14 protein-coding genes and 1 pseudogene are annotated in these 17,909 nt (G+C 44.3%); 9 read left to right on the top strand and 6 right to left on the bottom strand.

Going from position 1 to position 17,909, the window contains the following annotated elements; genetic code table 11:
- Nucleotide 1 precedes the first annotated feature (1 nt).
- Together QUA45_RS04840 and QUA45_RS04835 are read left to right on the top strand one after the other, a co-directional pair.
- The gene (locus QUA45_RS04840) at nt 2-1,465 is read left to right on the top strand and encodes a CIA30 family protein (RefSeq protein ID WP_333219747.1); all 1,464 of its coding nucleotides are present in this window, start codon (nt 2-4) and stop codon (nt 1,463-1,465) included.
- A gap of 191 nt (nt 1,466-1,656) precedes the next feature.
- Nucleotides 1,657-2,535, top strand: coding sequence for a sugar ABC transporter permease (locus QUA45_RS04835; protein WP_333219745.1), 879 nt, complete (start codon nt 1,657-1,659; stop codon nt 2,533-2,535).
- A 158-nt stretch (nt 2,536-2,693) separates the two neighbouring features.
- On the opposite strand, the gene QUA45_RS04830 is transcribed toward QUA45_RS04835, so the two are convergent.
- The 3 genes from QUA45_RS04830 to QUA45_RS04820 form a co-directional block, all read right to left on the bottom strand.
- Nucleotides 2,694-3,395 (bottom strand): DUF4079 domain-containing protein, encoded by a 702-nt coding sequence (locus tag QUA45_RS04830; protein ID WP_333095648.1) that lies wholly within the window; start codon nt 3,393-3,395, stop codon nt 2,694-2,696.
- Nucleotides 3,396-4,320: 925 nt separating this feature from the next.
- On the bottom strand, nt 4,321-4,740 hold the full coding sequence (locus QUA45_RS04825; protein ID WP_333095647.1) for a DUF6335 family protein: 420 nt from the start codon (nt 4,738-4,740) through the stop codon (nt 4,321-4,323).
- A gap of 234 nt (nt 4,741-4,974) precedes the next feature.
- Nucleotides 4,975-5,181, bottom strand: a complete 207-nt coding sequence (locus tag QUA45_RS04820; protein WP_190734170.1) for a hypothetical protein — start codon at nt 5,179-5,181, stop codon at nt 4,975-4,977.
- A 165-nt stretch (nt 5,182-5,346) separates the two neighbouring features.
- On the opposite strand from QUA45_RS04820, the gene QUA45_RS04815 reads away from it, so the two are divergent.
- A complete protein-coding gene (locus QUA45_RS04815; RefSeq protein WP_333095645.1) occupies nt 5,347-5,760 on the top strand; it encodes a peptide chain release factor 1 in 414 nt (137 codons plus the stop codon).
- A gap of 240 nt (nt 5,761-6,000) precedes the next feature.
- On the opposite strand, the gene QUA45_RS04810 is transcribed toward QUA45_RS04815, so the two are convergent.
- Nucleotides 6,001-7,512: an FAD-dependent oxidoreductase gene (locus QUA45_RS04810; RefSeq protein WP_333219743.1), complete on the bottom strand. Its 1,512-nt coding sequence runs from the start codon at nt 7,510-7,512 to the stop codon at nt 6,001-6,003.
- 101 nt (nt 7,513-7,613) lie between these two features.
- Here QUA45_RS04810 and QUA45_RS04805 point away from each other — a divergent pair, with 101 nt between their 5' ends.
- The 4 genes from QUA45_RS04805 to QUA45_RS04790 all read left to right on the top strand — a co-directional run bounded on the left by QUA45_RS04805 (nt 7,614) and on the right by QUA45_RS04790 (nt 11,813).
- Nucleotides 7,614-8,462 (top strand): ABC transporter permease, encoded by an 849-nt coding sequence (locus QUA45_RS04805; RefSeq protein ID WP_333095642.1) that lies wholly within the window; start codon nt 7,614-7,616, stop codon nt 8,460-8,462.
- A gap of 65 nt (nt 8,463-8,527) precedes the next feature.
- On the top strand, nt 8,528-9,385 hold the full coding sequence (locus QUA45_RS04800) for an ABC transporter permease (RefSeq protein WP_333219741.1): 858 nt from the start codon (nt 8,528-8,530) through the stop codon (nt 9,383-9,385).
- A 51-nt stretch (nt 9,386-9,436) separates the two neighbouring features.
- Nucleotides 9,437-10,498, top strand: a complete 1,062-nt coding sequence (locus QUA45_RS04795; RefSeq protein WP_333095638.1) for a spermidine/putrescine ABC transporter substrate-binding protein — start codon at nt 9,437-9,439, stop codon at nt 10,496-10,498.
- A gap of 226 nt (nt 10,499-10,724) precedes the next feature.
- A complete protein-coding gene (locus QUA45_RS04790; RefSeq protein ID WP_333219739.1) occupies nt 10,725-11,813 on the top strand; it encodes an ABC transporter ATP-binding protein in 1,089 nt (362 codons plus the stop codon).
- A 307-nt stretch (nt 11,814-12,120) separates the two neighbouring features.
- Here the strand turns inward: QUA45_RS04790 and QUA45_RS04785 are convergent, their stop codons facing one another.
- Complete coding sequence (locus QUA45_RS04785; RefSeq protein ID WP_333219736.1) at nt 12,121-14,208, bottom strand: thioredoxin domain-containing protein; 2,088 nt, start codon at nt 14,206-14,208, stop codon at nt 12,121-12,123.
- A 127-nt stretch (nt 14,209-14,335) separates the two neighbouring features.
- Between QUA45_RS04785 and QUA45_RS04780 the strand changes: the two genes are divergently transcribed.
- Together QUA45_RS04780 and QUA45_RS04775 are read left to right on the top strand one after the other, a co-directional pair.
- Nucleotides 14,336-15,910, top strand: a complete 1,575-nt coding sequence (locus QUA45_RS04780; RefSeq protein WP_333095632.1) for an outer membrane protein assembly factor BamB family protein — start codon at nt 14,336-14,338, stop codon at nt 15,908-15,910.
- Nucleotides 15,911-16,099: 189 nt separating this feature from the next.
- Complete coding sequence (locus QUA45_RS04775) at nt 16,100-16,231, top strand: hypothetical protein (protein ID WP_333219735.1); 132 nt, start codon at nt 16,100-16,102, stop codon at nt 16,229-16,231.
- Here QUA45_RS04775 and QUA45_RS29080 read toward each other — a convergent pair.
- Nucleotides 16,168-16,368 (bottom strand): annotated as a pseudogene (locus QUA45_RS29080) (DUF255 domain-containing protein); the annotation flags it as partial. The gene QUA45_RS04775 and the pseudogene QUA45_RS29080 sit on opposite strands and share 64 nt — an antisense overlap.
- Between the last annotated feature and the right edge of the window lie 1,541 nt (nt 16,369-17,909).

Genomic DNA, 17,909 nt, shown 5'->3' with positions numbered 1-17,909 from the left:
TATGACTGAAAAAAAAACCGCCCAATGGGATGCCGGCCGGTTTCTCAAAACCTTGGCTTATTTCGGCGTCATTCCCTTCATTGGCAGCATTAGCTGGCTGCAACAACTCTTTGGAAGCAGCAGCAACAGTAAAAAAGACAAACCTAAACTGATACTGGTAGCCGGTGCCACCGGCGGCGTCGGGAAGCGAGTTGTCAAGCGGCTGCAACAGCGCGGATATAAAGTACGCTGCCTCGTCAGAGATGCTAAAAGAGCAACAGAAATTCTCGACAATAATCTCGAATTAGTCGAAGGAGATATTACTCTGCCAGAGACGCTTACACCGTTAGTAACCGAGGGCGTGGAAGCAGTTATCTGCTGTACCGGCACTAAAGTTCAACCTATAGAAGGAGACACCCCAACCAGGGAAAAATACTATCAAGGCATCAAATTTTATATGCCGGAAGTTGTCGATGTTCCCGAAATTGTCGAATACAAAGGCATCAATAATTTAGTGCAAGCTGTTCGCCGCCAGCTAATTCAAGCAGGCGAAAAAACAATTTTTGACTTCACAAAACCCAGCCAAGATTTAAAAGAAACTTGGGGAACCCTCGACGACATCGTGATGGGTGGCACCAGCGAAAGTTCGATTCGGCTGACAGACAATACTGCTATATTCACAGGCAATGTTTCTACCGCCAACTCGGGTGGCTTTGCTTCGGTGCGTACCCGCAACTTCGATCCTCCGCTTAATCTCGCAGGATTTAGCGGCCTCTACCTGCGCGTCAAAGGGGACGGTAAGCGCTACAAATTAATTGTTCGCAGCGAATCTAAATGGGATGGAATTGGCTATTGCTATTCCTTTGATACTGTTTACAATATCTGGATTACTGTCACCATTCCCTTTGATGAGTTAATTCCAGTATTTCGCGCCAAAACTGTCAAAGATGGCTCCAAATTTGATGCCAGCAGTATTTTTTCTTTTCAGTTAATGTTGAGCAAATTTGAGTATGATGGCGCGCTCAACCCGAAATTTACACCGGGTATTTTTCAAATCGAGCTAGAATCTATTAAAGCTTATGGGGGACAGACTTTGCCGCGATTTGTGATGGTGAGTTCGGCAGGAGTTACCCGCCCCGGGCGCCCGGGGATTAACTTGGAAGAAGAACCGCCTGCTGTCAGGATGAATGATATGTTGGGGGGGATTTTGACTTGGAAGTTGAAAGGGGAAGATTGTGTGCGATCGAGCGGCATACCTTATACTATTGTCAGACCTTGCGCTTTGACTGAAGAACCGGGAGGCAAAGCTTTAATATTTGAGCAAGGAGACAATATTAGGGGCCAAGTTAGTCGGGAAGATATTGCAGAATTGTGTGTGCAGGCTTTGGAACAACCGCAAGCTTGCAACGTTACTTTTGAGGTGAAAGAGGGGGAAAATGGCAGTTCTCCCGGAGACTGGCAGGCTTTGTTTTCGGGAGTTAAATAACAATTTTTTCTAGGGGCTGATTAGTTTCTTACCCTTATTAGTCGGGGGTTTAAACCGCTTCTTGTCAAACGAAGTCTGCCTCCGCAGACAAGCGAGATAACTGGTTCCCAGGCTTGACCTGGGAACCAGTAATAACCAATAACTAATAACTAATAACTAACAACCAATAACTAATAACTAATAACTAATTTATGTCTGTAACTTTTTCCCGACGCTCCTTGACGCCTTATTTGTTTTTGCTTCCCGCTTTATTTATTTTGAGTTTGACTGTTTTGTGGCCGGCGGTGCAAGCTTTTTATTTGAGTTTTACTAATTACGAATATGATTTAACTCAAATGCCGCAGTGGGTGGGTTTGAAGAATTTTAACAGGTTGTGGGGCGATCGCACATTCTGGCAAACTTTGACGAATACGCTGCTGTATCTCACCTGCGTTGTGCCTGTATTGGTTGTTGTGCCGTTGGGAATGGCGATTTTGTGCAACCAAAAACTTAAGGGGATGAACTGGTTTCGAGCAGCATACTACACGCCGGCGGTGATTTCCATGGTTGTCGCCGGGATTGCTTGGAAGTGGCTGTTTGCTGAGACTGGACTGCTGAATCAGTTGGGGGAATTGTTGGGTTTACCTCCTGTTTCTTGGCTGGCTAATCCGAAGTTAGCAATCTTTAGCGTCATGGCGGTTACTATCTGGAAAGGATTGGGTTATTACATGGTGATTTATTTGGCAGGGCTGCAAGCTATTCCGGCAGAACTTTATGAGGCGGCTGCTATTGATGGTTCTGATGGTTTGGTAAAGCACTGGGATATTACTGTGCCGCTGATGAAGCCTTATTTAGTTTTAGTTGCCGTAATTTCGGCGATTTCTGCTACTAAGGTTTTTGAAGAAGTTTATATTATGACTCAGGGCGGGCCTCGCAATAGTTCTAAGACTGTGGTTTATTATCTTTACGAACGGGCTTTTAAGGATTTGGAAATTGGCTATGCTTGTACGATCGGGCTGGTTTTGTTTTTGCTAATTTTGGGTTTGTCGATTTTGCAAGTTAGCCTTCAGGGTTTGACTCGCAATGATTAAGATTGGTGGCTGATTAGGGCTGACGCAATCCGGGCATCATAAACTAGGTTTCTCGTTCTCATTCCTGCGATTACCAGGGCTTTGTTACATTCAGAAACCAGGTTTACTGCTCTAATTTAGACTAATTTTAGACTGGAACCTCGAAGTAATGCGATCGCTCACGGCTTTGGGCAGGTCTTATTGGCGAAATCACAGCTATAAATATAGGGTTTCTGCCAGTTCAGAGGAATTTCTAATAAATCCCTGGTTCCGGTCATTCCCTGTCCCAGAAAGAGCAGCACGGCGATCGAGTTCAAGATCACATGGATAGTGCGCCAGCGATTTGAGCGGTCTTTGTAAATGTCTTGAATGATGGCAAGGGAGAAAACCATAATTAGCGCAGCGGCGATGCCAATGTAGTAGTGAGACCAATACCATTCATTGGTTCGCCGATAAACGCCATCTTGAGTGCCAAGAATTACCAAACCAGTACCTGTTAGCGTCGCAAATATGCCGCGCCATAAAGCGGGTGTCGCTCGATATAGCATCACCAAAGAGGCGATAGTTGCAACAAACATCAGCAGAATGAAAATGACCTGAAACGAGTTTTTGCTCCAAACATCCTTGCTCAAAATATGCTCAAAAATCGGGTAGGCTAGACCCAACAAAGTCACTCCTACCACAGAACCTGACAGAATTCGACCTGCTTTGACGTGTTCTGAAGCGACTACAGGTGGAATTTTGCTCTTGGTGTCGATCGCAATTTGCTTGCGACGCTGCATAGTTTGCCACGCCATATTGAGAACAACACCAATCATAGGAAAAACAATCGCTACAGCTAAAATAGGATGCAGCAAAGCCAGAAAATCTTTAAATTCCATACAGCACCTTTTTGTTGAAGAGGGTTGGCTTCATCAACCCGGTTTTTGCGATACATAATATCATACCCGGCGATCTAAGCACAGTAAGTTTGTAGCCAGGACTAATAGCGATTATTCGCCTCCATAGAGAGAATAGAAGCCCTGACTACAAACACGCTTTATGAAGGGTAACTCACCGGAAATTTTGATAAATCAGAAGATATATAGCCATCCTCGCATCATTTGTGAATTTCTTACTCCCTCCCCTTGATAAGGGGAGGCTTGGGGTGGGGTCAAAAAATTACGGCTCCTGCAAGGATTGCTATAGCATTTGTCTATTGCGCGAGGTACAACTTTCTCAATTATGCAATGGAAGAATTACAGTTACCTTGTTTTCAGGGAAATGAAAACTGCTGGCGGTAATGTCGGTGCCGGTTAGCCACTAATTCCCTGCATCACTTTGAGCCTATATGTTACTAGCCTTTCAGTATTGAAAAACTCCTAGCGAGTGTGAAAACACATCTGCGCCAAACTCAAACAAACAACCCCGATAAGTTATAATTTGAATATATAATTTTGAACGTTTTAATCACTAAAATTTAGCGAGGTAATTAACTAATTGAATCCAGTGCAAAAGAGTTTAATTTCTTATGATTTATGCTGTAAAATGGCCGTCAATTCCTGACCGAAGACGGGGTTGGAGAAAAAGTCTGCGTTTGCAATTTTATGGCGAGTCAAACATTATTTAACTACTATATATTCGTTAGTTACAAATTAATTTTTGAGCAAGTAAGTCAAAACGCGTGCTGCATACTGTTCGGGGATTGGGATATGTGTGGCAAGACCAAAAGTGATGAGGGGCGAATTGACAAATACTTGGCGTATAAAGTATAAATACTGGTGAATCCGCTCCTATTATACTCCCTATTTTTTATACCAAATAGACCTAGAAATCCGGTCGTTCCTGATAATCTTCTGCAGAACTAGGGTCTAATTCCCAGCGACTTTCATCTCGATGTTCAAGCATATTTGTTGTGTTCAAAATAGCGCCATCGGCTATCTCTATGCCCGCAGCGGCTCCGAGTTCGTCAACAATATCCAGGTCTGGAGTAGGCGCGGTTCCGCCCACCGATTGCTCGCCAGTGGCACTTTCCTGTTCCGCAGCCGGATCGCCATCCTCGCCGCCGATTTGGGAACTGGTGGAGTAGTCCGAACTGCTGTCCTGCAGGGTTGTTATGTCGTCTTGGCTCACCCCCGGTTGATCGATGACGCCGGTACCGTAAGATTCGGTAATTTCTTGAGGTAAGTCACCCAAATTATTGCGTTCTTTTGTTTTTTTTGCGTTGATTTTTTTTTGTTGTGCCACGATACTTGCTCCTGTTTTTTTATTCAATTAAATTTAAAATGTCCGAATTTGCCTTTAACTGAATTGTTTTTAGTAATTGTCGATGGCTATAATTACTTGGTATCGTAGTTGCTATTTAAACTTTTAGCTTCTATCCCAGGAAATATATTGATTCGGCTCAGCTATTTCATTGGGAATACAAAAAGCGATCGCCCGTTTGAAAAGGGCGATCGCTTTTTAATAGGGAGGCTAATTCTATTCGGGAAAGTCAGGAATTACCCATTTGGGGGGTTCCATCCGTTTCCTTCTCACTGCTTCCTCTGCTATTTCTAGCATTTTATCCAGAGAAGTATTTTCAATAAAGTTGGACGTTGCTTCTGCGTATTCCCGCTTCGGGCACTTGTCGCCCAGAACGCAGCCATTGACGCAGGCTACAGCACAATCGACAGTGTTCTCCACCATAACTTTTTTCCTTTCACGGTTCCAACAACTAATAGGCAGGTACTCTGGGTGAATTTGTCAAGAGACTGCTCTATATCTTTATTTTACTTCACAAATTGTCATCAAAGGTCGATCGCAAGGGCAAAACTGTTATAAAATCAAAGCAACCTACCTAATCTGCCGATCGTGAGTAATTTTCTGCGGCGCTTAAAATTTTTACCTTGGCGAGAAATGCTGCAAATTGCCGCCCTTGTCAACTCAATCGTGATTGCACTGGAGCTATTTTTAGCCTGGGGTTTCACGCAATCGCGGGCAATCCGCAACGGGTTGACGCTTCTCTACAGTTCCTCCCTCGGGATATTGATACCTTTTGCAGCAGCAGTGGGAATGGGGGCTTTAGCAGTGTACTTTTTAGAATATTGGCAACAACAATTTTTGCTCAACCGAATTAGTTTGTGGGTTTTAGTTTTGTGCCTGCTCTTGGGTTTGGTTTTAAAATCATTCCTACCCATACCTGCTTCTTTAGCAAGTTTATCAGAAACTGCACTAATAGGAATTACGGTGGGAGTTTTTTGGAAGGGCCGGCCTTATTGGCGATAGTCATGCCATTTTAGATTTTAGATTTTAGATTGGCTATGACTGATGAAGATTCGGGTTTCGAGCTTGTCTACAGTTGCATTTTTTTGTGAAAAGAGTATCATGAGTCATCGATCATTGGTTATTAGTCTATATGTAGGGTGCGCAGTGCGCACCTTACCGCTTCAAGCAAGAAATTCCTTCTTCCTTCTTTCTGACATCAGTTAAATCCGTTACCGAATCCTTTGCCGAACTTCCTTATTCTTATGGCAGCCAAAAATCTGGAATAAATGTTTTAGTCAAACTGCGAGTAAACTGATTAATCTTTCTCCCCATTTGAATGTGCGGTTCGTCAGCTTCCACGGGAATAATTGCCGCTTTGTTTCCGATTCCGAAACGCGAAATAACCAAATTTGCAGCCTCCAAACCAGTAACATAAGCTTTTTCTTGCGACCAAGAACCGTGGCGGGTCACAACCCAATCGCCGCTCATGAATACATTATCATAACTTGTTACCGCAGGCAACAAATATTGATAGCTGCCAGGGGCAAAATGCGTCACCGCCCGCGACAGCCGAATCACGCTCCTGTCAATTACTTTTGCCTCCCGAAAAGCGGGGAGGCAAGTAGCTAAATCCCGCTGAACTAGGGAAACAATTTCCTCATCTTTGAGGGGAATTAATTGATTTGCGTGATAAAAGTCAGCTTCAACCACTGTTCCCGGTTCGTCTCGAAATTCGTCGTGCAAAGCATTTAAATCAAAAAACGTCCAACCTGTGGTTGAACTAAATCCAAAACAGGCATTAGAAGGCAGGCGAATGTCAATTTTCTTATCAAACCACAGGCGAACAGCTAACACGTCAACAGCACCCAAATTCATCACTTCCCGAAACTCTTGGCGAGTTTGCAAAGCTGGACTGCTGCCGATAATTTTTTGCATTCCCGTGACGCCAACTGCAAAAATAACTGCATCTGCATCGAAGGTTTCTTCGCCGCAAACAACGCCTGTTGCTCGGTTGTGGCTGTCAACTATTAAGTCAGTAACTCGCTGCTGTGTCAATACTTTTGCGCCTAGTTTTTCCAAGCGTTCGACCCAGGGACGAAAGATTTTTTCTCCGACTGTTCCGCGACACCAAACTACATCAAAATCCGGTTGGTGGGCTAATATGAAATAATAGAGCATTCCCAAAGCGGCGGCAGCAGAACACTGTTCTCCTGGTGCAAATAAACCTACTAATAACATCGGTTCAAAAGCATCGCGGTATAGCCTTGCAGAAACACCAAACTGTTTGAACAATTCGCGGGCTGTGACGCGATCGTACCTGTGCCAAGCTTCGTCTGAATTGTCGAAATCTAGGACGGCGTAGAGTAAGGGTAAGGCTGAAAGCCGATCGACTAATGGCAGCCTTTTAAATCGCGTGTAAAGAAAGGTTCCTAACGGTGTGGGAAGCCGCGGTTCGTCCTGAAAAATCGGCGATTCTACTTCCAATCCGGCGGGTGAATACTGACAAGAACGAGTCCAAGGCGTGAAGGGATCGAGGCCTAACTCCTTGACTAAGGAAAAGATATTTTTGTAGGGATACCAGAAGCCATGAATACCTGCTTCTACGGAACGGCCGCCGGCGGTTTTCCACCCCGCAACTAACCCACCCGGATAAGGGCCTGCTTCTAGCAGGGTGACATCATAGCCTTGCTGGGCTAGGTGATAGGTAGCGCCTAAACCGGCCCATCCTGCACCGACGATGACTATTTTTGGGGTTGACGATTCTGCTGACATTGCGTACCTCTTGATAATTTATTAATGATGACATAATTCATAAAATCCGGATTTGATATAAAATGTGTTGGATTATGTGCTAAATTTCGCTTGAGTGAATAATGAGTGTCAAAAACCGCCAGCAAACTAACCTGTTGCTGCTCTTATTTCCCGCTACGGCATGGCTGATGGTTTTCTTCATTTTGCCCGTGTTAATTGTACTGTTGTACAGTTTCTTAGAACGCGGTACTTACGGGGGCGTTACTTGGATATTTACTCTCAGCAACTACCAGCGTTTGTTCAGCGGACTGTTCTTAGGAGTAATTGGGCGATCGCTCTGGCTGGCTTTTTTGACAACGGCCGCTTGCTTGTTAGTTGGCTATCCCCTAGCATTTTTCATCGCCACCCGTTCTCCCCGCTGGCGAAATGCTTTGCTTTTGCTGGTAATTATTCCATTTTGGACTAATTTTTTAGTGAGAACTTACGCCTGGATCATACTCTTACGCAGCGAAGGAGTCGTTAACACAGCCTTGCAAAGCCTGCAAATTATTAGCGAACCGTTAAACTTGCTTTTTACGCCTTTCGCTGTGGCGATCGGTCTTATTTACGGCTATTTACCTTTCATGGTTTTGCCTTTATATTCTAGCATAGAACGCTTCAATTTTTCATTGGTAGAAGCTGCTCATGATTTAGGGGCAAACGATATTCGCACTTTTTGGCGCGTATTTTTACCATTAACAACTCGTGGCATTGTGGCAGGTTCGATTCTAGTTTTTGTTCCCGCCGTCGGCGCTTTCATCACACCGGATATATTGGGTGGTTCTAAAACAGTTATGGTGGGAAATTTGATTCAAAATCAGTTTATGAAAGCCCGCGACTGGCCTTTTGGATCGGCGCTTTCTATGCTGTTGACGGTAATCATATTGATTCCTGTGTTAATTTACTTCCGCGTGTCTGACGAACCTCAATAAGGTAAGGTGTAAATTAATCGGTGCACTCTGCATTTAGGTTAAAATGTGCTAATTATTAATGACTGATGACTAAAACAAAACTAGACTTGCTCGTGCGGGCGATCGGCAAAAAGTGGCTTTGGGTACAAGCTGCACTAGCATTTGCCTTTCTTTACTTGCCAATTCTCATCTTAATTATTTACTCCTTTAATGCCTCCCGATTCAATGCCGTTTGGCGGGGCTTTACTCTCGATTGGTACCGCAGTTTGTTTAGCAATGCAGGCGCGACTATTGCTACAAGTAGCAGCGCCGGAATCTTGACAGCCCTCAACAACAGCTTGCTAATTGCAGCTATTTCGACTGTGTTAGCCACAATTTTTGGTACAATGATCGCGCTAGCACTCGAACGCTTTTATTTCCCAGGACGCAAAGCAGTAGAGGCTTTAGTGTTTTTGCCGATTATCATGCCCGAAATTACGATCGGCATTTCGCTGCTAGTTTTCTTTACCCTAGTATTTCGGATCCTAGAAAATCTCACGGGAATTCGCCTCAATCTCGGCTTACCTACCGTAATTATCGGTCATGTTGTCTTTAATATTTCCTTTGTGACTATTACTATCAGGGCACGTTTGGCAGAACTCGATCCGATATTAGAACAAGCAGCTTTTGACTTAGGCGCTAACGAATGGCGGACTTTTTGGCGCATCACCCTCCCTCTGATTTGGCCCGCTATTTTCAGTGCGGCACTGTTGGCTTTTACTCTGTCTCTGGACGATTTTGTCGTCACCTTCTTTACCACCGGCGTCGGTTCGGTGACGCTGCCGCTATTTGTTTACGGCATGATAAAGTTTGCAGTAACGCCAGCGATTAATGCTATTTCAACTTTGATGTTGTTCACTTCCTTATTCCTGGTTTTATCATCGTTAAAAGTTCAGAAAACTTAAAAATTTTTCTTTTTGTGTCATAATCATTGTCATCTGCAACTAACACAACCTATGAAACGCCTGCTGACTTTCCTAATTTTGTTTGTGATGAGTGCAACGGTGGCTTTGGGCTGTAGCCCCACAGGTGCTAACCAGCAGCAAGTCCTCAGCATTTACAACTATGCCAGTTATATCGCCCCAGAAGCGATCGCCCAATTCGAGAAAGAGAACAATGTGAAAATTCAATACGACACATTTGAGAACAGCGACGCACTCTACGCCAAACTCAAACAGGGAAACCCCGGTTACGACTTAATATTTCCCGCCGATTACATGGTGAAAATCATGATCGCAGAAAATATAATTGAACCGCTGAATTTAAATAATATTCCCAATCAAAAAAACCTAGAACCTAAGTTTGTCAATCAAAATTTTGATCCGGGAAACAAATATTCCCTGCCCTACCTGTGGGGAACAATGGGAATTGGCTACAACGTCAAAACAACCAAGGGCGATATCAACAGTTGGGCGGCGATGTTCGACCCGAAATATACCGGAAAAGTCGCGTGGCAAGACGATGCAAGATACACATTTGCAGGAGTTTTAATGTATTTAGGATTTGACCCCAATACAACCAATCCCGAAGAAATTAACAAAGCCCGCGATTTGCTGATTAAAAGTAAAAATATCATTGCTGCTTTTGTCCCGGATACTGGTCAAAATCTGCTCGATCAAGGAGAAGTAAATCTGACAATGGAATGGAGTGGCGATGTTTTCCAAGTTATGAAAGAAAATCCCAATCTCCGCTACGCTATTCCCAAAGAAGGAACAATTATCTTCTCTGACAACATGGCAATTCCCAAAGGTGCACCCCATAAAGAGTTAGCGGAGAAATTTATTAACTATATTTTGCAGCCAGAAGTAGGCGCCCAAATTTCCAATTTTACCCACTTCGGATCGCCAAATAAAGCAGCAATTGATCGAGGTTTAATCGACGCGAAAGATTTGAAAAATCCTCAAATTTACCCGCCGGCTGAAGTCTTTGGCAAAATGAAATTATTGGAGGATGTCGGGAAAGCAACTGCATTGTACGATCGAGCTTGGACGGAAGTTAAAGCGGGGGCTGGAAAGTAGATATATAACCTTTGTCAGTAATATGAGGTACTATCTCGCATAAGGCATAGGGCATACCTCAGCACGCTTGAGAAACGCTATCACAGAGGTTTCCGCCGGGGCGGGTTTACTTAAATTTTTAGTTTGTATTAGAGATTTTGATGAACCAGCCCCTAGATAATTTATGTTTATTTAACCGGAATCGAGTTCAAATTTTTATTAGTCATAACTAAGACATACTAACACAATGCACGCTGTCGAAGTTTTAGAAGTTTCCAAAGTATTTAAAAGTGTCCGCAGTCACGATTTTTTAGCTGTAGACAACATCAACCTGCAAATTTACGATCGAGAATTCTTTTCTTTACTCGGCCCTTCTGGCTGCGGCAAAACTACAACTTTGCGAATGATCGCTGGTTTTGAAATTCCCACAGCGGGCGAAATTTACATTCACGGCCAACCGATGCAAAATCGCCCGCCATTTCACCGCCCAGTAAATACGGTATTTCAAAACTATGCTTTATTTCCGCACATGACAGTAGCACAAAATGCCGCTTTTGGGTTGGAAATGGAGAATTTGCCTCAGAAAACAATTCGCGATCGTGTTGCTGAAGCCTTAGCATTAGTACAGTTAACCGATGTAGGAAAACGCTATCCCCGCCAACTGTCAGGGGGACAGCAGCAGCGAGTAGCACTAGCAAGAGCATTAGTCAAACAGCCGTCTGTTTTACTGTTAGATGAACCCCTGGGAGCGCTGGATTTAAAATTGCGTAAAGAGATGCAGTTAGAATTAAAAAAAATGCAGCGAAAATTGGGAATTACGTTTATTTATGTAACTCACGATCAGGAAGAAGCACTAACAATGTCGGACAGAATTGCAGTGATGGATGGAGGGAAACTGCAACAAGTCGGTACACCGGTTGATATTTATGAATATCCTAAAACGCGGTTTGTTGCTGATTTTATTGGCGACAGCAATTTTTTAAGCGGGCAAGTAGTAGAAAAACAAAACGGTCAAATAATCGTGTTGGTTGACCAGCAGTTGCCCGTGTTAGTTACGACAGCAGAAGATATGCCCGCTGGGAAATTTGTCACCCTGGTGTTGCGTCCAGAAAAAGCTGCGATTTATCCGGCTAATTATGACGATGAAAATAGCTGGCCGGGAATAGTAGAAGAGGCTATTTATATTGGCACTGATACGCGCTATACGGTGCGGTTGACTGCTAAAAGTTCGATCGCCCTTCGCCGACAAAACTTGCACAGAGATGACTTGCAGCGATACCAAGTCGGCGACAGCGTTCGAGTTACACTGCCGCCGGAAAGTATTTGCATTTTTTGACACTCAAGCGGGCTGAAGCCACTGAGATTCAGCCGACAGAGTGAGATTAGGTAGTGTCCAAAGTCTAACTATCGCTACCGTCATCAAGCACCGTCTAACCAGTAAAGCTAAGTCCAAGCGACTTGACAATGGAAGACTTAGCTGAGGTTTTGGAAGATTGAGGGGCAGACTGAAAATGCGATTCCTTCCCGGTAGAAGATAATCTACTTCTTCCTTCTGCTTCCCCCTTCTTCCTTCGCGTTCTAGCGCTTACGCGCGACTTCGCCTAACGCGTCTTCGCGGTTCAATAATATAGACAGTATTGGTACTAAACCCGTGTTTGACTTTGCAAAATTTCCTCCAACAGCCGCTCTTGACTTTTCGCAGGTTCCTTGCAAGTTAAACACTCGCAAACTAACCCGATAACACCTTCAGGCAAATCAGCCTCAATCTGACAGACAGCAGTCGGATAATACTGGGAAATCAAGCCAGAAATTCGATCGGGAGTCGTGCGAATCAGGGTAGAATGCTGATACCAATCGATCGCCGAAAGTAGACTCGGACAAGCTTGCGGAGCATCTTGTACAATACTGCTGAAAGCTTGCAAACCTTGCTGGGCGCGATCGAGATATTCCAAATTCTGCCCCAGCAGTGCGAGACGAACCAAAGAGGCGATCGCAATTCCATTCGCCGCCGGAGTTGCATTGTCGATATAGCTGCGTTCCCGCACCAACAAATCTTCGCTAGCATCCTTAGCAGTATTGTAATATCCTCCCAATTCCACGCTCCACAAAAACTCATCAAACTCTTCTTGCACCTGCACAGCTTTCTCCAACCAAAACTGAGAATTCGGCAACTGTTTCGCCTCTTCCCCCTTGCCTAAAGTCAAACTCGCTTGGTGCAAATCCAACAAAGCTTTCACAAACAAAGCATAATCTTCCGACTGCGCGGTTACAGCAGATTGTCCGTCATAATTCAACCGCTGAAACCGCCCATCCGTCCACTGATTGTCTAAAATAAAATTAGCAGTAGTCACAGCTAATTCCAGATATTCCCAATTTCCAAAAACCGCCGCAGCGCGGGCTAAACCCGAAATCATTAAGCTATTCCAAGCAGCAATCATTTTCGTGTCAGTAACGGCGGGAATTCTGCCCGGCCAACTGTCGTTTTTAGCTTCCTGATTGTTGCGGGCGGGCGGAAAGGTTTTTACAGTATCGGGATTGCCACCGTAGCGAACTTGAAATAGTTTAGCCAAAGCCGATTCTACCGTGTCGCTCAGTTTTCCTGGATGGCGGCGCTGCAATACATTTTGACCTTCAAAATTGCCGCTGCGACTAACAGTAAACTGTGCTTTAATTTCTGTTAATTCCTCAGCAGTTAACAGTTGTTCCAGTTCGGCATAAGTCCAGACATAAAATGCTCCTTCTTCCGGTTCAAGTTCTTCAGAAGTGTTAAAGCTGTCAGCATCCTGTGCGGCATAAAAATAGCCTGTTGGCGCGGTCATTTCTCGCTTCAACCATTCTACTGTCCCCGCGATCGCACTTTCAAAAGCTGGTTCTTGTATTCCCGCGCTCCACAAATTTGCTAAATACTCAACAATTTGACCGTTGTCGTAGAGCATTTTTTCAAAGTGTGGTACAGTCCAAGTCGCATCAACTGTATAGCGGTGAAATCCGCCGCCTACGTGGTCGTAAATGCCGCCCAATGCTAAGTCTAATCCGCGCTGAGTGCAGACTTGTTTGCTGTCGTATTTTGATTCAAAATTAAATCGCGTTCCCCGCAGTGCTAGCTCAGCATAAGGTATCATCGGAAAACTGGGGCCGGGGTTGCTACCGGCAATAATTCCGGTGTTGAGTTCTAAGCCTTTTTGAAAGATGTCGCGATTTAATGCGACGGTCACTCCTGAAAGCGCTGCCGACTGTTGGAGGTTGCCTAAAATCTCTGCTTTGAAGGCTTCTACTTTGCCTTTTTCTGTGTCGTAAAAGCGGCGAATTGCTTGCAAAACTTCTAAAAATCCCGGCCGTCCGTAGCGCGGTTCTACAGGGAAATAAGTGCCTCCGTAGAAGGGAACTCGCTCGTCTGGAGTCAGAAAAACGTTGAGCGGCCAACCGCCTTGACCGGTCATCATTTGCAAGGTTTGCATATAAATGCTGTCGATATCCGGGCGTTCTTCGCGATCGACTTTTATCGGTATAAAATGCGAATTCATGTATTGGGCGATCGCGCGATCGGAAAATGCTTCCCCTTCCATCACCGTACACCAGTGGCAGCTAGAGTAGCCAATTGACAGGAAAATCGGTTTATTTTCGCTTCGGGCCGTTTCCAAAGCTTCTTCGCACCAAGGCCACCAGTCGATCGGATTTTCGGCGTGTTTCCGCAGGTAAAGGCTTTGGGATTGAGCAAGACGGTTGACCATAATCAAATCCACTTTAACTCGTGCTGAGTAAGCTTGTCAGTTCTCTAGCAGTTTAGCGCGAGATGTTTTAGTTGAGTTGTCGCTGATAATTATGTTTTAATATTAAGGCTGATTATCTCGATCCAATATGAGCTTATCATCTCGGAGAACCTTCAATCAACAGCTCGGACAATTTTTGCTGAGTGCTGCTGTTCCTCCTGCTGTTATCAAACTGATCCAAACAGAATCCTCGGAGCAAGCTTTATTAGAAACTAATCTTAACAATTACCTGGCTAAAGCAGACCCAGAAATAGAATTATTAGTCCCGACATTTTTAGGTAACGACAAGCGTCGGTTCTACGGCAGAGGTGTTCCGAAAAGCTTGAAGTTAATCGACAAATTTCAACTCGGCAGTGGCCGGACTGTTCTGGGAAGGCGGTCTGTAGTTTGGAGCGGTGCCGGTTGGACAGGACAGCCAACAATTACCAGAGATGGGGGAAAAACTTATTTAATTATAGGTGCTTATGACCACAATTTGCGAAAAATAGATATTGCTACTAATAAAGAAGTTTGGCGCTATAAATTTGATGATATAATCAAAGGCTCCTCAACAATTTATATCGATGAAAAAGCGAGCGCCGAAAACAGAATTGTAATTTTGCAGGGAAGCCGCAGTGGCGGTGGTGGCAAAAAAGTAGTGCCGAGTTTTAGGGCAATATCTTTTAGAACTGGCAAGGAACTTTGGAAATTGGACATCAGGAAAACGCCCAGCTACAGCCGCGATAATGACAGCAGCGCTTTGGACATCGGCGGTGGCGTTTTGTTCAATGCGGGGGAAAATGCGATCGGCTATTTTCTCGATAGTTCCACAAGCCAGACAAAAACCAAACAAGGCATCAAGCAGCCAAGTATCTTGTCGGAAGTACAGCTTTATGCTGCCGGAGATATCAGCAAACACGGCGGAAACTTGGTAGCGGAGTCATCGCCATCAAGGCTGAAAGATAGAATATTTATAGCTGCTGGTTCCGGTCATATTTACGGTATTAGTATTGAAACTAAAAAGATAGTTTGGGATTTTTATACTGGTTCAGATTTGGATGGAAGTGCTGTAATTTCTAAATCAGGGAAACTGTTTTGTGCCATTGAAAAACAATACATTCAGGGCAACGGTGGAGTATTGAAGCTGAATCCCAACAAGGAACCGAATGCCAGCGTCGAATGGTTTTTACCTACCGGAAATCGCCGACTTTCTAGCTGGGAAGGCGGGATAATCGGCTCTGTGGCGTTGAATGACGAGTACAATTCAGGCGAGTTTCCGGCGCTGTTTGCCACAAATGCGATCGACGGCAATTTGTACATCGGTTCACAAGATATGATTACAGGCCAAAAAACTTCTGTGCCTTGGCGAAACCAGTCTTACGATACTCCGATAATAGTATTTAAAAAAGCCATTGGCTCTTCAATTTCGACTCCGATTTTTACTGATGGCAATAAACTGATCAGTGCGGGATACAACGGTGTTTATTTGTTCAATTTGAATTGGGAACGAGCGAAGCCGGGGGCTCGGAATGCTTTGAAAAATGCTAAAGGGGAGTTTTACCGTTTGAAAGTAATAGAATCAGGGAGATTTAAGCCGGGTTTGTCATTTGAAGCGACGCCTGTAGTTTGGGACGGAATTGTGAGGATTTGCGCGAGGGATGGCTGGATGTATACTTTGGGTTAGTTATTTGTATTTTGTACCTGGATCGGGAACAGGCAAGATGCCTGTTCCACAACAGAGTCTACTTATTGTGGAACAGGCATCTTGCCTGTTCTTAAAAGGGTGTTGAAATCCGCCACCTATTCCTACCTACGGTTTAACTGCGGTTATATGTATGAGAGAAATAATTTCGGAAATTATCGAAAACTCGTTATGGCAACTCATGAAACTCACATAAGTCAAGTTTACGGTTCAGAGGATGCTCAAGGTATTTTACAGCTTGCGAGCGCGCGATCGCAAAATGCTTCCCCTTCCATCACCCTACACGAGTGGCAGCTAGAGTAGCGAATTGACAGAAAAATCAGTTTATTTTCCCTCCAGGCCCTTTCTCAGGCTTCGTCGCACCAGGCCCACCAGTAGATCGGATTTTCAGGGTGTTTTCGCAGAAAAAGGCTTTGGGATTGAGCAAAACGGTTGCCCATAATCAAATCCACTTGAACTTTTGCTGGGTAAGCTTGTCAGTTCTCTAACAGTTTAGCGCGAGATGTTTTAGCTGAGTTGTTGCTGATCATCGTGTTTTCAGATGATCGCTGATAATTTAGATGTCAAATGAGTCGATCGTCTCGGAGAACCTTCAATCAACGGCTGGGAAAATTTTTGCTGACTGCGGCGGTTCCTCCTGCTGTCCTCAAACAGTGCCAAATTGCATTTGGGAATTGACGGGGTGACAATGCCACTGAAACCTTGATATTTATAGGGTTTAGGCTCTTGAACCTCCCTCAAGAGAGTAGCAATTATCAGAAGTCTATTGACAATTTTGATGGTAGCGATCGCCAACGATCTTCATTCGACCGTGTAGAAAGTCTCAAAAGTAGCGATCGCACGCACACCTTCTTTTGATCGCAAGCTACTCAAACCCTTACTGCGTCAACTATTTCTACTTGCCGATCGCCCGTTAAATCTTGGAATAGAGCTTTTTCGGAAAAATAATATTAACAAATTTTTAGGGAAAGCAGACCCAGAAATAGAATTATTAGTCCCAACATTTTTAGATAACGACCACCGCGCCTTCTGTAGACGCAGGGCTGTTTCATTCTCTTGTAGGGACGGCCCCCCGTGGCTGCCCCAATCCATGAAACGCCTAACAAATCGTGGATGGGTCGGGTCGGCCTTCTTGGCACGACCCGTACAAAAGGCTCGTTTTCCTGAGAATGAAACAGCCCTGACGGTAGAGGCGTTCCGAAAACTATGTCCCAGAAAGTCGAGTCGTCCCTTTAGTCGGTCAAAGTTCCGGCATCACAGATAATAACGAGCACCGAAACCATTCCTCTCCAAACTGAAATGTTGCACCATCATCAATAAGCCTGTTTTGGGCGCCCTCTCCTGCCCGACCCCGACTCCCCACAAGAAAACTCATTCTTTGTGGAACGGGCCCTAGAGCCGGTTCTTGGTAATGGTGCAACATATAAGTCTAAATGGCGCTGATTGCTGAATCCGAAAGCGAGAATCGACGCACCGAATATGCTGCAAGATTGTCTCCTGAGTTATAGCCCACATTCCGCAGCTTCAAATGTCACCATCGGTTTTTACCTATTTTTACCCAGCAATCAAGCTATCACTTAAACTTTTATACCGTACATTAACGGATCAAAATCTTTTCAAGGGCATAAATTAGAGCTTTGAAACACTTTTATCAGTAATTATGCTGTGTGAAAACCCTGGTAAGGAAGCTGGGTTATAGCTTTTTGAAATAGAGAAAAGTCAGGAATAAAATCCGGGTGGAATCACCCCTATTTTTTGATGCACGCCATAGGAAATAGCTAGCTAGAACTCATCAATTTAGGCGTTTTGCCTCAATCCCATCAGCCTATCCTGAATCTTCATCGAATCTTTATCAAAACTACTTGCATTAACTTGTGTTTCCGTTTAGATTGAATATGTGAAGAAAAAAAACCTGCTTCCAGTCAACTTAAAAATAAAGGTATCAACCATGAAATTGCAATTAAACTTAGTCAAATCTATT

Source organism: Microcoleus sp. Pol12A5 (assembly GCF_036701435.1).
In the GTDB taxonomy this organism is placed as follows: domain Bacteria; phylum Cyanobacteriota; class Cyanobacteriia; order Cyanobacteriales; family Microcoleaceae; genus Microcoleus.
The sequence above is the reverse complement of the archived record's forward strand: the minus strand, read 5'-3'. Positions and strand labels throughout refer to the sequence as shown.

Coding starts and splice junctions, on each gene's coding strand:
- QUA45_RS04790 (WP_333219739.1), top strand. CDS start 10,725: ATGCACGCTGTCGAAGTTTTAGAAGTTTCCAAAGTATTTAAAAGTGTC.
- QUA45_RS04830 (WP_333095648.1), bottom strand. CDS start 3,395: ATGGAATTTAAAGATTTTCTGGCTTTGCTGCATCCTATTTTAGCTGTA.
- QUA45_RS04835 (WP_333219745.1), top strand. CDS start 1,657: ATGTCTGTAACTTTTTCCCGACGCTCCTTGACGCCTTATTTGTTTTTG.
- QUA45_RS04800 (WP_333219741.1), top strand. CDS start 8,528: ATGACTAAAACAAAACTAGACTTGCTCGTGCGGGCGATCGGCAAAAAG.
- QUA45_RS04810 (WP_333219743.1), bottom strand. CDS start 7,512: ATGTCAGCAGAATCGTCAACCCCAAAAATAGTCATCGTCGGTGCAGGA.
- QUA45_RS04785 (WP_333219736.1), bottom strand. CDS start 14,208: ATGGTCAACCGTCTTGCTCAATCCCAAAGCCTTTACCTGCGGAAACAC.
- QUA45_RS04820 (WP_190734170.1), bottom strand. CDS start 5,181: ATGGTGGAGAACACTGTCGATTGTGCTGTAGCCTGCGTCAATGGCTGC.
- QUA45_RS04780 (WP_333095632.1), top strand. CDS start 14,336: ATGAGCTTATCATCTCGGAGAACCTTCAATCAACAGCTCGGACAATTT.
- QUA45_RS04805 (WP_333095642.1), top strand. CDS start 7,614: ATGAGTGTCAAAAACCGCCAGCAAACTAACCTGTTGCTGCTCTTATTT.
- QUA45_RS04795 (WP_333095638.1), top strand. CDS start 9,437: ATGAAACGCCTGCTGACTTTCCTAATTTTGTTTGTGATGAGTGCAACG.
- QUA45_RS04775 (WP_333219735.1), top strand. CDS start 16,100: ATGGCAACTCATGAAACTCACATAAGTCAAGTTTACGGTTCAGAGGAT.
- QUA45_RS04840 (WP_333219747.1), top strand. CDS start 2: ATGACTGAAAAAAAAACCGCCCAATGGGATGCCGGCCGGTTTCTCAAA.